Below are 13,758 nucleotides of genomic sequence, written 5' to 3' on the forward strand. Positions count from 1 at the left end.
GGATTTCCGCAACACTTAGGGCAATGTAACCGCTTACCCAGGAAGGCCCAGAACCTATGGCTACCATAAAGGATGTTGCCAGACTTGCGGGCGTTTCCGTCGCTACGGTTTCCCGCGTGATCAACCATTCACCTAAAGCCAGTGAGCACTCCCGCCAGGCGGTCAACAGCGCCATGGCTCAGCTCCAGTACCATCCCAACGCCAACGCGCGCGCGCTGGCTCAGCAGTCGACGGAAACCATGGGGCTGGTTGTCGGGGATGTCTCGGACCCGTTTTTCGGCGCGATGGTAAAAGCGGTAGAGGAAGTCGCCTACGATACTGGCAACTTTTTGCTGATTGGTAACGGTTACCATAATGAGCAGAAAGAGCGGCAGGCGATTGAACAGCTAATCCGCCACCGCTGCGGGGCACTGGTCGTCCATGCCAAGAAGATTGCGGACGATGAACTGATCCCGCTGATGCAGCAAATTCCCGGTATGGTGCTGATTAACCGCGCCCTGCCCGGCTTCGAACAGCGCTGTATTGCCCTGGACGACCGCTATGGCTCCTGGCTGGCGACCCGCCATCTGATCCAGCAGGGGCACCAGAACATCGCCTATCTCTGTTCTACGCATCCTATCTCGGATTCGGAGGACCGCCTGCAGGGCTATTACGATGCGCTGAAAGAGCATAATCTTCCGTGCAACGATCGGCTGGTCGCGCTGGGGGAACCCGATGAGATTGGCGGCGAGCAGGCGATGACCGAACTGCTTGGGCGCGGTAAGCCCTTTACCGCCGTGGCCTGCTACAACGACTCGATGGCGGCGGGCGCGCTGGCGGTGCTGAGTGATAATAGCGTGCGGGTGCCGGAAGAGATGTCCCTGATTGGCTTTGATGACGTGCTGGTTTCCCGCTATGTCCGGCCCCGCCTGACCACGGTACGCTATCCGATTGTTACCATGGCCCAGCAGGCGGCCGCGCTGGCGTTAGCGCTGGCTAACAAGCAGCCGCTGCCAGAGGTCACCAATATGTTCAGCCCGACGCTGGTCCGTCGCCATTCGGTGGGCTCGCCCGTCTGAAGCAAGCGATATTACCGCCGCCCGGGAGCTACACCAGCTTTCCCTGGAAAATCGGCACGGATTCAAACAGATAGCCGTCGAAGTCTGGCGCATCCGCGTCTGAGAGCTCCAGCAGGGAATGTTTGACGTTTTCCAGGTGCTGCCACATGGCCTGCCAGGCCCCCATTACGTCGCGACGCCGCAGCGCGGCCAGAATGGTCTGGTGGTCACCCAGCCACTTCAGCCGGTAGCTGCGCGTTTCAATATGGCTGCGCAGCTGTGACCACAGCGGGCTGTTTTCATGATGGCGCCAGATACTGGTTACGGTATCCAGCAGCATCTGATTTTGCGTCGCCCCCGCCAGCAACAGGTGAAACACCTTGTCGTTGTCCTGACTGGTATCATTCACCGCAATCGCCTTCTGCTCCTGCTCCAGAATGCGTTTAAGATTTTCGATGTCCGCTTTAGTCGCCATCTTAGCCGCAAAGGCGGCAATATTACTTTCAAGCAGCTGGCGCGCCTGGAGCATTTCAAACGGCCCGACGTCACTGCGGAAGAATGCTTCCTCTTCATCGCTGCTTTGCGAAGGAATACGCATCACATACACGCCCGAGCTTTGCCGAATATCCACCGTGCCTTCCAGTTCCAGCATCAGTAGCGCTTCGCGCACGATGGTGCGGCTGACGCCCCAGGTTTCTGCGATATGACGTTCAGGCGGCAGCCGGGAACCGACGGCATACTCACCCTCTATAATTTGCTGACGCAGATGCTGCCCAATTTCCTGATACTGTTTCTTTTCTTGCCCCGGCACGCCCTTTTCCACTCATTCACCCTTAACGCATTAACGATCATGGTAATCCCGCCGTCCAGTTCCGCAGCGCGGGTCTTCTGTGCTCCACCGGAGGACAGAAGACCCGCCATCGACGAGTTAATCGGACTAGTTTACCAAAGCCAGCGCCTGATCGAGTACTTTTGCGCCGTTAAGCGTGCCGTAGGCGACGGAATCAATCACCGCAATCGGGATTTGATAGCTGTCGGTGAGCTTGCGGTTCTCTTCCAGCTTAAAGCGCACCTGGGGGCCAAGCAGTACCACCGCTACCTCGCTGCCGCAGCTTTCCAGTTCGTCACGCAAATTCTGTTCAGGGATGGCATAGATGCGGTATTCCAGCCCCCGCGTCGTCGCCTCTTTTTCCATCCGGGTCACCACCATTGAGGTGGACATACCTGCCGCGCAGGCCAGTAGGATACGTTTCATTTAGCTCCCCTATTTCATTTCATCATCAAGGTTGACCACCAGCTGGCGTGAATCGCGCAGGCGTCGATACCAGTGGGCCGATTTTTTCATCCGGCGAGCGCGATTATCCTCAAGATCAATCTCAATCAGGCCGTAGCGATTTTTAAAGGCATTCATCGGTGAAACATTGTCGGTAAACGCCCATAGCATATAGCCCTGGCAGTTTGCCCCCTCTGCCCGCGCTTTTAGCGTTTGGTAAAGATGCTCGGTGATAAATTCAATTCGGTAATCATCCTGGATTTCGCCGTCCGCATTTTTGAACTGCACTTCATTTTCTATGCCCATTCCGCTTTCGGCCACGAACCAGGGAATGTTGCCGTACTCATTTTTTATCCTCATCGCCATGTCATAAATGATGCGCGGCTGAATCTCCCAGCCGCGGGATTTATTCATGCGGCGGCCCGGCAGCTCGAAGTGCTCGTAGTAAAAGGCCGGGTGGAACGGCGTTTCAGGATGCCAGGCGCGCGAAGGTGCTTTCACGCGGTGCGGATAGTAGAGATTGATCCCCACCTCATCGACGCGGTTTTCTGCGATCAGCTGTAGCTCAGCCGGGGTGTAATCCCAGCGCACCTGATGTTTCGCCAGCAGCGCGATCAATTCGGCGGGATACGCCCCCAGGATGGCCGGATCGAGGAATACCCGGTTATAAAACAGATCGTAGCGTTCAGCCGCCAGGACGTCATGTGGCGCGCTGGAGCGCGGGTAGGTCACCTCCGGATTGAGGATAGTGCCTACCGTGCCCCGATAGCCCTTTTCCCTGAAGAGCTTTACCACTTTGGCGGTCGCCAGGTTTTTATGGTGATTCCACTGCATCCATTTCGCGGTGTTTTGCTCGTAGGGCCAGCGAATGGCATCAAGGTAGACGCGGGTTTGCACCACAATCGGCTCATTAAAGGTGAACCAGCGCGTAACTTTTTCGGCATAGCGCTCAAAGACCTTTCCGGCATAGCGCAGGTAAAGCTCCACCACCTGCTTCGCTCCCCAGCCGCCATATTTTTCCATCAGCACGGCGGGCAGTTCGTAATGCTCAAGGCAGAGCATGACCTCAATCCCCTGCGCCTGCATTTCATTGATCAGGCTGTCGTAGTATGCCGCATACTCTTCATCGACGACGGCATTCTCATAATCGGTGAGAAAGCGGGACCAGTTGATCGAGGTACGATAGTGGGTCAGTCCGGCGGCCTTCATCAGTGCGACATCTTCTTTATAGCGGTTGATGAAATCCGTCGCGACCGCTGGCCCGTAGCCGTTGTGCCAGACGTGGCGGTCATTTTTATACCAGGCGTCCAGGTATGAATCCTGCCCGGCTTTTTTGCCACTCCAGCCCTCGGTCTGCCAGGCAGAGGCGGCGGCCCCCAGAATAAAGTCGTCCGGCAGCGTGACGATAACGTTGCTCATTTTTTCTCCTCAGGTTAGCGCTGTTCAGCCGACATCAGCGCTGATTCCGCCGCTTCGGCGCGGCGCGCAGCGATTCTTACAAAGGGCAGATAGACCAGTACCGATACGGCGATGCAGAGTATCTGGGTCACCACCGCGCCCATGGATCCGGCGGTAGAGAGCCAGGCGTTGATAATTGGCGGCGTGGTCCAGGGCACCATCACCACCGCCTTCCCGGCAAAGCCCAAAGCCGTCGCAAAGTAGCCAATCGAGCCGGTGATAAGCGGCGTGATAATAAAAGGGATAGCGAGGATCGGATTCAGCATGATGGGCATACCGAAGATGACCGGCTCATTGATGTTAAACAGCCCTGGCCCAAATGAGAGCTTGGCGATTTCGCGCATCTCTTTTCGCCGGGTGGCAAGCATCACCGCGCTAAGCAGGCCGATGGTCAGGCCGGATCCGCCGATGCTCATATAGACATCCCAGAACGGCATGGTGATGATATTTGGCACCTCTTTGCCCTGCTCAAAGGCATTCATATTGACCAGAATAGCCCCCAGCAGCAGCGGTTCACGGATAGGCTTAACCATCTGATTACCGTGAATGCCGATCACCCAGAACAGCTGAGCCACAAACATCAGCAGCAGAATGCCCCACAGGCTTTGCACCACCGATTCCAGCGGCTCCTGCACGACCTTATAAACGGCGTCATAGAGATACATGCCGGTCACCGAGTGGAAGATAAAGCCAAAGGTCGCCACGGCGGAGACGGTGATAATGGCCGGTATCAGGGCTGAAAACGAGGCCGCCACGTTGGGGGGAACGGTATCCGGCATTTTTATCTTTAGCCGGTCGATATTTTCCAGTCGACAATAGATTTCAACGGAAAGGATGGCGATAAACATGCCGAGGAACAGGCTTTTGGTGTCCGAAAATTGTTTGGCGAGCACGTCGGTCACCACGTGCATTTGCCCCTCAACCAGCATGGATAGCGTGGTGGGCGTGACGGCAATAAAGCAGATAATCGCCAGCAGGCCGGGGAAAAGAGTTTTGATGCCGTTGATTTTGCCTAACTCAATCCCGATCAGAAATACCGCGCCAATGTTCAGGAAGCTGAGCGTGGCGTAATTGATGCTGGTCGTTATCGGTTTCAGATCGGCCAGAAAAGCCAGCGCCTGAAAGCTGGCCAGCCCATTTTTGCCATCCAGAACCATATTGGAGATCAGCACTGAAAATGCACCAACGATAATGACGGGCATCAGGGTGATAAACGAGGCCTTGATCGCCATGATGTAGCGATAGCTGTTAAAACGGGTGGCGAAACTCCCCAGTGAGTCGATAAGCCGATCCTGTAAAGACATGCGTCGTACCTCAGAAGTAAGTGGTCAGGCATCCCAATTTTTTTCACTGACGAAATTCCGTTCTCGTGGCATACCAAAACTAGCAAAACGCCCTTAAGTTTCTGTGACTGGCATCTCAGAAGCGCTTATTGGCATTCCGATAGTATGTAATCACGCTTTTTGGCATACCAATAACCGGAGGCAGTGATGGATTTCGAACAGACGATGATGGAGCTGTTGATCAATGCGGGCGAGGCGCGATCCCATGCGATGAGCGCAATACAGTTCGCCCGCAAGCGCGACTGGCCGCAGGCCGATGACGCGCTGGCAGCTTCGCTGGCAGCGTCGAAGCAGGCACACCATATCCAGACCCAGCTGATTGGCGCCGATGAGGGCTGCGGTAAGGTGCCAGTCACGCTGATCCTCGTTCACGCGCAGGATCATCTGATGAATGCCATGCTGTGCCGCGATTTGGCGGAGGAGCTGGTACTGTTGAGAAAGGAGCTGGCAGGCGTGGCAGTATAGGAAATTCGGGCTTGCTGGCTAAAGATGCATCGGGCAAAGGGAGGGGGAAACAGCCCCCTCTGAGTTACTGCTCCAGCGCAATCAGCTCCTGGATAGTCTGCGCGCGGCGGATCTGCCGCGGCTGGCCGTTCTCAAACAGGAATTCTGGCAGCAGCGGGCGGCTGTTGTAGTTAGAGGACATTGAGGCGCCATACGCACCGGTATCGTGGAATACCAGATAGTCCCCCACCTTAACCTCAGGCAGCGCACGGGTTTCCACCATGCCACCTTCCTGCTGGGTGAACACATCGCCAGACTCACACAGCGGCCCGGCCACCACGCTCTCGAGGGTCTTCTCTTCGTGCAGGTCACGGCCATCGGCCGCAATGGCGGAAATATGATGATAGCTGCCGTACATGGCGGGACGCATCAGGTCATTAAAACCGGCATCGACCAGCACAAAATGGCGGCTTCCCATCTGCTTGACGGCGCGAACCTGCGAGACCAGGACGCCCGACTCGGCGACCAGAAAACGGCCCGGCTCAATCTCCAGTTTAACCGCATGCCCCAGGTGCTCAGCAACGCGCTGACGAGCGGCATCCCACAGGCCGAAATAGTGGTCAGTATTAATCGCCTCTTCACCAAAGTGATAAGGTACGGACAGGCCGCCTCCGGCTGAGATCGCCTGCAAATCCTGACCGAATTCGACAACCTGGCTGACCATGGCATCGCATACCTGTTCCAGATGACCATAGTCGACGCCCGATCCAATATGCATATGGATCCCCACCAGCTTCAGCTGATAGCGCTGAATCGCCTCAAGCGCCAGTGCCAGATCGCTATGCCAGATGCCGTGCTTGCTGTTTTCACCGCCGGTATTGGTTTTTTGACTGTGCCCGTGACCGAAGCCCGGATTGATGCGCAGCCAGACGGAATGACCCGGTGAAACCTGCCCGAGCTGGTGCAGCATATCCACCGAGCCTGCGTTGACCGGGATTTTCAGCGCGGCAAGGCGCGCCAGCGTGGGCCGATCAATCACGTCAGCGGTAAAGACGATATCATCGCCCCCGGGCTGGAACCCCGCCGCCAGCGCACGTTCTATCTCGCCCAGCGAGACGGAATCCACCTTTACACCTGCCGCGCGCATCAGCCGCAGGATATGAATATTTGAGCAGGCCTTTTGCGCAAAACGCACCACGTCAAACTGCTGCAGCTGGCTGATACGCTGGTGGATCACGCTGGCGTCATACACCCATACAGGGCCGCCAGTCTGGCGAACCAGCGGGAGTAAATGAGTACGGTTAAGGGCTGTTTCGGTGTTATCAAGCTGGCGCGGCATTCTGTTTCTCCTTAGCGGGTTAAGGCTATTACGCCACAGCAGAGGCAGGGTGAAAAATATCTGTTTTATCCTGATCTATTCATCCATGATATGGCTTTGTCCGACAGAGCGTGAACACCCATGGCAGCGATAACCCTGCGTCATATCGGGGTTCTACGCCGGAATCGCCGAAATTTCCGTCACCCCAGTATCAGTCCGACTACCAGCGCGTCCAGGTCAGAGCCTCAATGCTTTGGCAGGCACTGTTGTAAAAATCAGCAGGTGATAAACTTACCCTCCTTTTGCTGACGGAGCAGCACATGAACCCCTTCAAGATTTAAATCCATGAAGACGGCTTACGCCACAATCAAAGGTATTGAAGTGATGCGTGCACTACGCAAAGGCCAGGCCTCAGCATTTTATTATGGTGATCCCCTCGGCGAGATGCGTCTGGTAAGCAGAGTTTTGGAAATGTAAGGCCTTTAAATAAGACAAAAGGCTACCTCATCGCTAACTTTGCAACAGTGCCTTTTCATCTGCCTGAGTGATTGCGGTATTATTGCCAAAAATAACTCCTACGTAACAGGTGGTTCTGTGTGGCGGGATGAAATTGATGGTATTGGGCAGGGGCATCATGGAGACAAGACGACCACAGGGGCAACCTGTTACAGCAGTCTTCAGGGCTCATTCTGGAACGGTTCCCCTGCGCCGCTGCGCAAGGGTGACAAAACGGGCGTCTGTCCTGTCTGTGGAAAGACTGGCTCCATCGGGGAGGGCTCGATGAGGTGTCAGTTCGGTGCCGTGCCCGTTGCGCTTGATAACGCGGTGATTATTTGTGGCTGTCCGCCGGGCTCTAACCGACTCATTGCCAGAGCAGGGAAGTGGTTCGGGCCGGGGGAGCCTCCTCATGCTTATGAACCGATGCATGTCGTGCTGGCCCGGATGAACGGCGGGACAGACGTAGAGCAGCATGCTCAGGCGGCGAAAAAACAGGACAAACCTGACGCACTGCCCCTTCCGGCGCGAATTTATACTACTCAACGCGTCATGGATGATTATGATGCTAAAGACATGCACCATGGCGATCTGGACGTTCTGACGCTGAGAAATACTTTCCGGCTTAACGTGGATGAAGTATCCATGAAGGTGAATCCGTCAACGCTGAAACTGAAAGATCCGGCAGACCCTTTTGCTTTTTCATCGCCGTATGTGCACCCTGATTTTCAGCCAAAACCGATGCCGACAGTGAGCAGGAAAGAGGCGGCGGGACTGATGTTTGATGAGTTCAGGGAGCTGGCGAAGATGTTCTCATTTCAGGGGGAATACAAGCACGTCATCACGGAGATGATCACCCACATGGAGGGCAACAGCGGGAAGCCGTACAGCAGTCCGCTACTGGACAGGGCGCTGAAAGCGCAGATCCTGAATGACCATTCGGTACAAAGCTCATTGTTGAGTATTAAAAACACGCTTCACAAGACGATAGATTATAACTATGGGTATATCCCATTAGGTTTTGAATCGTCATTCCGTGATGGCATTCTTAATGAATGTGTAGTACTACCGAAATTTAACCGGGTGATCGACAACACGAACGGGCTGGTGATTTCGGTTCATGATACCTGGTCGACGCATATCACGCTGGCATCGCTCGAAGTGACAGGCGACAGCTACCGGGCAAAGGTGCACTACCGGGTTCAGGATCACTTCGGGCTTGATGATACCGATGTTAAGAATGAGCTGTTCAGGCAGTTCCGTATTTTCCGGCTCTGGTTTGTGCTCCAGCGCTGGGATGAGTACGGCTACAAACCGTTTATCACCGAGATGAATGCCACCGTTGAAATCAGCGGAGTGCGTGGTGAATAAGCGGCTGATAGCGGGCGTTATTGCGGCGGCTGCCTGTGGCTTTCTGCTCTGGCAGTATCTAACACCTGTTGAGATTGTGGCAGTTCACGATGGTAATACGATACTTGTCAGGCATTTCCCGTACCTGAAAAGCCGTCAGATAGCCTGGTGGGAAGCCAATAAGGACATGATACTGGCGAAATATGGGGTTCCAAAGTACAAAATCTATGAGGGATATAAATTCTTCGATGTCTATATCCAGGACTTTGGTAATGGCTATCGTAGTGAGCCGGAAGGTGATTCTTTAATGTTTTATACCGAGGAAGTTTTGTGTTTCGACGATATAGCAGTCAAAGAAAGATGTATCGATAAATCACCGCTAATGAGTGTTAGCGACAGTAAAAACACAGGGCTTAAGTACCATTTCTATTCAGGATTTTTTTGGAAAAAATTTGGTTAAATGCACAAGTGTAAAAGGATCTGACCCTATAAATAATTCTGTGTATCTGCCACCGTATTAAAGGAGATCGCTCAGGCGGTCACCGAACTCGATAATAGAACGATGCATTGCCAGACGCCAGTTCCGGAATGGCATACTCCATTTTTTTGGAGCATCGTTGACTTGGGATATCACTGGGGGGTGCTATACGATGGCTCTAATCAAACGATCACCATACCCGCTAATGTTATAATTGATTATATAAATAATGGCAGCCCCTGGGGGCCTGTAAACAACCCTCACTATCCTGTCTGGCGCTAAGTCACTCTCTATTACATGGCGTTTTTTAATATTTAATTTAAACGCCATCGTTTCCGTTTTAACAAAAGACTACGGGTGGGATTCGCCACCGAAACTGCATTGACCGTTATTCTCAGCGCCTCAGTGGGGGCTTATCAATCATGTCAGTGGTAGAGGAAGGGTAAAAATATCTGTTTTATCCTGATCTATTCATCCATGATATGGCTTTGTCCGACAGAGCATAAGTACCCATGGCAGCGATAACCCTGCGTCATATCGAAATATTTCATGCGGTGGTAACCACCAGCAACCTCACCGAGGCCGCCGCGATGCTGCATACCTCGCAGCCGACGGTCAGCCGCGAGCTGGCGAGGCTGGAAAAGCTCAGTGGCCTGAAACTGTTTGACCGGGTGCGCGGTCGATTACAGCCGACCGTGCAGGGGTTGAAATTGTTTGAGGAGGTGCAGCGATCCTGGTACGGGCTGGACCGGATTATCAGCGCCGCCGAGGGGCTGCGTCAGTTTCGCCAGGGTGAACTCTCTGTGGCCTGCCTGCCGGTGTTTGCACAGTCGCTGCTGCCGCTGCTCTGCCAGCCCTTTTTACAGCGCTTCCCCGATATCAGCCTGAACATTATTTCGCAGGAGTCACCGCTGCTGGAAGAGTGGCTTTCGGCCCAGCGTTACGATCTGGGCCTGACGGAAACCAGCCAGGTTCCGGCGGGCACCGAGCGTACCGAGCTGTTTACCGGTAATGAAGTGTGCGTACTGCCGGAGGGACATGTGCTGGCCCAAAAAACCTGCCTGACGCCGCAGGATTTCGAGGGACACAACTACATCAGCCTGTCACGGACGGACAGTTACCGACAGCTGCTGGACGATCTCTTTAGCGGGCACAACGTGAAACGCAGGATGGTAATGGAGACGCACAGCGCCGCGTCGGTGTGTGCCATGGTGCGGGCTGGGGTGGGGATTTCGGTGGTGAATCCACTGACGGCGCTGGATTACGCCGGCAGCGGTGTGGTTATTCGACGTTTCAGTATTAACGTCCCTTTCACGGTCAGCCTGGTGCGGCCACGGCATCGCCCCTCATCGGCGCTGGTCGAAGCCTTTAGCGACCATCTTCGGCAGCAGATCGGCCCGTTTCACCAGCGCCTGAGCGCGATGCTGGATTAACCAGACGCGGTTTGTTCCGGCGGAGAACAATGCCAGGCGCAGGTAAATGCGCCCGATTGCAACGCGCTGTCAGTGCCCCGGCCTGCGTCTGGTTATCCCACGTCAGGCCCGTGCAGCCTGAGTCTGGCCGCGTGAGCGACGGAAGGTGAGCAGGCAGACGACCAGGCCCCCGGCGGCCAGTACCGCTGCGGCGACCGGTACGCGGGTCAGACCATAGCCGCCCGCAATAACCGCCCCACCGGCCCAGGCACCAAACGCGTTGCCGATATTAAATGCCGAAATGTTCAGGGTAGAGACCAGGTTGGGTGCTTCCTTCCCGTGACGGACCACGTTGATTTGCAGTCCCGGCACGGTCGCAAAGGTCGCCATCGCCCAGAGGAACAGGGTGATTTCAGCCAGCCACAGCGCATGGCTGGTCCAGCTAAAGGCGAGTGAAAACAGGGCGATTAGCGCAAAGCTCAGGATCAGACTGAACGACACTTTCCAGTCTGCCAGCCTGCCGCCGAGGATATTACCGACGGTCAGGCCGGCACCGATTAGAAACAGCGTCCAGCTGACGCCTTTATCACTGAGACCAGTAACCTGTAGCAGCAGCGGGGCGATATAGCTGAACAGCGCAAACATCGCGGCGGCGAAAAAGACCGTCATCAGCAGTGACAGCCACAGTTTACCGTTCGCCAGCGCGCCGATTTCACTGGCAAGATCGACCGGCTTCTCATTGCGGTTGTTGGGCAGGCTGACAATCAGCGCGATAAACGCCAGGATCCCAATCACCCCTACGCCCCAGAAGGTGGCGCGCCAGCCAAACAGCTGGCCAAACCAGGTTCCCACCGGCACGCCCAGCACGTTAGCCAGCGTCAGGCCGGTGAACATCAGCGCCACCGCCGAGGCCTGACGGGCGGGTGCAACCAGACTGGCCGCCACGACGGCACCGATGCCAAAGAAAGCGCCGTGGCACAGCGCCGTTACAATTCGCGCCAGCATCAGCAGGTTATAGTTCCAGGCCAGCGCACACAGCACGTTGCCGACGATAAAAATCGACATCAGCAGAATAAGCGTAAGCTTACGCGGAAGCTTAGCGGTCAGCAGCGCCATAATCGGTGCGCCAATCGCCACGCCCAGCGCATAGCCGCTGATCAGCCAGCCCGCAGAAGGGAGAGAGACATGCAGGTCGCCTGCAACATCGGGTAGCAGCCCCATGATGACAAACTCGGTGGTGCCGATGGCGAACGCACTAAGCGCCAGCGCCAGTAATGAAACAGGCATGAATAAGACTCCCGGGAAGTAAATGAACCCCGCCATAAACGGCAGGAAAAGGACGCGCGAAGAGGCAGATAACCGCAAACAGGGGTTAAAAGTTTGATCTGCGTCATAGAAGTAATTACAGCATAGCTCAGGAGCAACTTATAGCCCATATGAGGCAATAATCTGTTGCCCAAAAAGCAAAAGTGGCGATGCGGCAGGCGTTAGCGCGAATGTGAACTAATGTATATCCCATTGACATATACGTCCGCTATGGCAGGCTGTATACACATCATGTATATCCCTGAGTGAGGTCAAAATGAAAACCACCGTATTTTTAACTAACCGCAGTCAGGCCGTTCGATTACCTAAAACTGTCGCATTGCCTGATGACATTAAGCATGTCGATGTTGTCGCCATCGGCAGAACCCGGATTATTACTCCCGTAGGTGAATCCTGGGACACATGGTTTGAGGGCGAATCCGTTACCGCTGATTTTATGTCTTCACGCGAACAGCCAGGTTCACAGGAACGGGAAAGCTTCTGATGCTCAAGTATATGCTGGACACCAACATCTGTATTTTTACCATCAAAAATAAACCGGAGGGCATTCGGGAAAAGTTTAACCGCCATCATCAGCAGCTATGTATCAGTACCATAACGCTGATGGAGCTTATCTACGGCGCAGAGAAAAGCAGCCAGCCCGAGCGTAATCTGGCGGTTATTGAGGGTTTTATCGCCCGGCTGGACGTGCTGAATTATGACAGTCATGCCGCTATGCATACCGGGCAAATACGGGCCGAGCAGGCCAGAGCAGGCCAACCGATCGGTCCATACGACCAGATGATTGCGGGGCACGCCCGCAGCCAGGGCCTGGTCATCGTGACCAACAGTATGCGTGAATTCTCTCGCGTAGCAGGACTTCGCGCGGAAGACTGGCTCTAATTCATTACGCGCAGCATCACCCGCCAGGGATAACCCGCCCGCCAGCCGGGTCTCTCCAGGATTGATCTTAGTTTTCCCCTCCAGGTGCAACTTAAATTTGCCTTAAGTCAGATAAACAGTAGTCTGGGCAATAAGTGAAATAGTTAAAGCTTTGCGTGTAAAAGCCGATACCTCGATAACGGTTCCAACGGGCATCCCAGTGCTGTGCTTGATCGATTCATTGCCGAGGAAATAAGATGCAACGTGCTATTTGCCTGCTCACCCTGCTGCTGTGCGGATGTTCCGTCGGAAAGTATGAGTACAGTAGCGAGGCTGAAAAACGGGTAGATATGACCGTTACCGGGATCCCGACCGTCTTAGGGGTGGGTACGCTCGGCACCACAATACCGCTCACGTCTGAATACAGCCTGACCGCCGCGCACGTGGCGAAATACTCCCTGTATCGGGTGAAGGCTTACCATCCTGAATGTGACCTGGCGGTGGTGTACCATAAGAACACCGATTTTCATCCGCCCCACTTCCGTAATGGCCACATTGGCGACAAAATTAACCTCTACGGCTACAGCTTTATCTCCGCCATGCCGGTGGCATCGACCGGCACCAACCTGGTCAATACCGGCCTGAAAAATGAGTGGAACAAAGTCAGCTGCGTGGTGGTCGCGTCTGATGCAGGCGTGGTAAAAGGTATGTCCGGCGGGGCAGTCTATAATGCCGCTGATGACTCGGTGGCAGGCGTTATCGTCGGCTATTCAGACCGTATCAATGACCTGAAAACCGGTAAAGCGCTGTACAAAGACGTTTCGCTCTATATTCCCTATGCCCGCTTTAAGGACTGGTTGAATCAGGCCGTTAAATCCTGATCGTCGATAGCGTTTGGCGCGGGCCAATGAAAAAGGGACGAATCGCTTCGTCCCTTTACTCTGCCTGACCGTCCGTCCCGGT

At 54.8% G+C, this 13,758-nt stretch carries 14 protein-coding genes and 1 pseudogene; 9 read left to right on the top strand and 6 right to left on the bottom strand.

All coding sequences use genetic code 11. The features are described from left to right. Window positions 1-56 precede the first annotated feature (56 nt). Entirely contained in the window at window positions 57-1,058 is a 1,002-nt protein-coding gene (galR, locus tag AAGR22_RS18035) for an HTH-type transcriptional regulator GalR (protein ID WP_345828834.1), read from the top strand. Window positions 1,059-1,086: 28 nt separating this feature from the next. On the opposite strand, the gene AAGR22_RS18040 is transcribed toward galR, so the two are convergent. The 4 genes from AAGR22_RS18040 to AAGR22_RS18055 all read right to left on the bottom strand — a co-directional run bounded on the left by AAGR22_RS18040 (window position 1,087) and on the right by AAGR22_RS18055 (window position 5,072). Then, window positions 1,087-1,860 (bottom strand): FCD domain-containing protein, encoded by a 774-nt coding sequence (locus AAGR22_RS18040; protein ID WP_067708947.1) that lies wholly within the window; start codon window positions 1,858-1,860, stop codon window positions 1,087-1,089. Between the two features lie 114 nt (window positions 1,861-1,974). Then, window positions 1,975-2,292 carry a PTS sugar transporter subunit IIB gene (locus AAGR22_RS18045; RefSeq protein WP_067708945.1) on the bottom strand — a complete coding sequence of 106 codons (318 nt, stop codon included), beginning with the start codon at window positions 2,290-2,292 and terminating at the stop codon, window positions 1,975-1,977. Between the two features lie 9 nt (window positions 2,293-2,301). Further along, window positions 2,302-3,729, bottom strand: coding sequence for a glycoside hydrolase family 1 protein (locus AAGR22_RS18050; RefSeq protein ID WP_345828838.1), 1,428 nt, complete (start codon window positions 3,727-3,729; stop codon window positions 2,302-2,304). Window positions 3,730-3,743: 14 nt separating this feature from the next. Beyond that, window positions 3,744-5,072 carry a PTS transporter subunit EIIC gene (locus AAGR22_RS18055; protein WP_067708941.1) on the bottom strand — a complete coding sequence of 443 codons (1,329 nt, stop codon included), beginning with the start codon at window positions 5,070-5,072 and terminating at the stop codon, window positions 3,744-3,746. Between the two features lie 186 nt (window positions 5,073-5,258). Between AAGR22_RS18055 and AAGR22_RS18060 the strand changes: the two genes are divergently transcribed. Continuing rightward, complete coding sequence (locus AAGR22_RS18060; RefSeq protein WP_067708939.1) at window positions 5,259-5,576, top strand: PTS lactose/cellobiose transporter subunit IIA; 318 nt, start codon at window positions 5,259-5,261, stop codon at window positions 5,574-5,576. 64 nt (window positions 5,577-5,640) lie between these two features. Here the strand turns inward: AAGR22_RS18060 and lysA are convergent, their stop codons facing one another. Continuing rightward, on the bottom strand, window positions 5,641-6,894 hold the full coding sequence (gene lysA / locus AAGR22_RS18065; RefSeq protein WP_345828842.1) for a diaminopimelate decarboxylase: 1,254 nt from the start codon (window positions 6,892-6,894) through the stop codon (window positions 5,641-5,643). A gap of 315 nt (window positions 6,895-7,209) precedes the next feature. On the opposite strand from lysA, the pseudogene AAGR22_RS18070 reads away from it, so the two are divergent. From AAGR22_RS18070 to AAGR22_RS18085, 4 genes and pseudogenes are all read left to right on the top strand, one after another. Beyond that, a pseudogene (locus tag AAGR22_RS18070) lies at window positions 7,210-7,350 on the top strand (IS6 family transposase); the annotation flags it as partial. A 303-nt stretch (window positions 7,351-7,653) separates the two neighbouring features. Then, a complete protein-coding gene (locus tag AAGR22_RS18075) occupies window positions 7,654-8,739 on the top strand; it encodes a DUF3289 family protein (RefSeq protein WP_345828844.1) in 1,086 nt (361 codons plus the stop codon). Then, on the top strand, window positions 8,732-9,178 hold the full coding sequence (locus tag AAGR22_RS18080; protein WP_345828846.1) for a DUF943 family protein: 447 nt from the start codon (window positions 8,732-8,734) through the stop codon (window positions 9,176-9,178). The genes AAGR22_RS18075 and AAGR22_RS18080 overlap by 8 nt, the downstream gene beginning before the upstream one ends. A gap of 530 nt (window positions 9,179-9,708) precedes the next feature. Beyond that, entirely contained in the window at window positions 9,709-10,629 is a 921-nt protein-coding gene (locus AAGR22_RS18085) for a LysR family transcriptional regulator (RefSeq protein WP_345828848.1), read from the top strand. Between the two features lie 102 nt (window positions 10,630-10,731). On the opposite strand, the gene AAGR22_RS18090 is transcribed toward AAGR22_RS18085, so the two are convergent. Then, window positions 10,732-11,895 carry an MFS transporter gene (locus tag AAGR22_RS18090; protein ID WP_067709032.1) on the bottom strand — a complete coding sequence of 388 codons (1,164 nt, stop codon included), beginning with the start codon at window positions 11,893-11,895 and terminating at the stop codon, window positions 10,732-10,734. A gap of 295 nt (window positions 11,896-12,190) precedes the next feature. Between AAGR22_RS18090 and vapB the strand changes: the two genes are divergently transcribed. The 3 genes from vapB (at window position 12,191) to AAGR22_RS18105 (ending at window position 13,676) form a co-directional block, all read left to right on the top strand. After that, the gene (gene vapB, locus AAGR22_RS18095) at window positions 12,191-12,418 is read left to right on the top strand and encodes a type II toxin-antitoxin system VapB family antitoxin (RefSeq protein ID WP_067708933.1); all 228 of its coding nucleotides are present in this window, start codon (window positions 12,191-12,193) and stop codon (window positions 12,416-12,418) included. Beyond that, window positions 12,418-12,816: a tRNA(fMet)-specific endonuclease VapC gene (vapC, locus tag AAGR22_RS18100; RefSeq protein ID WP_345828851.1), complete on the top strand. Its 399-nt coding sequence runs from the start codon at window positions 12,418-12,420 to the stop codon at window positions 12,814-12,816. Before vapB ends, vapC begins: the two co-directional genes overlap by 1 nt. Window positions 12,817-13,052: 236 nt before the next feature. Beyond that, a complete protein-coding gene (locus AAGR22_RS18105) occupies window positions 13,053-13,676 on the top strand; it encodes a serine protease (RefSeq protein ID WP_345828853.1) in 624 nt (207 codons plus the stop codon). Window positions 13,677-13,758 lie beyond the last annotated feature (82 nt).

This window comes from Erwinia sp. HDF1-3R (genome assembly GCF_039621855.1).
GTDB lineage: Bacteria > Pseudomonadota > Gammaproteobacteria > Enterobacterales > Enterobacteriaceae > Erwinia.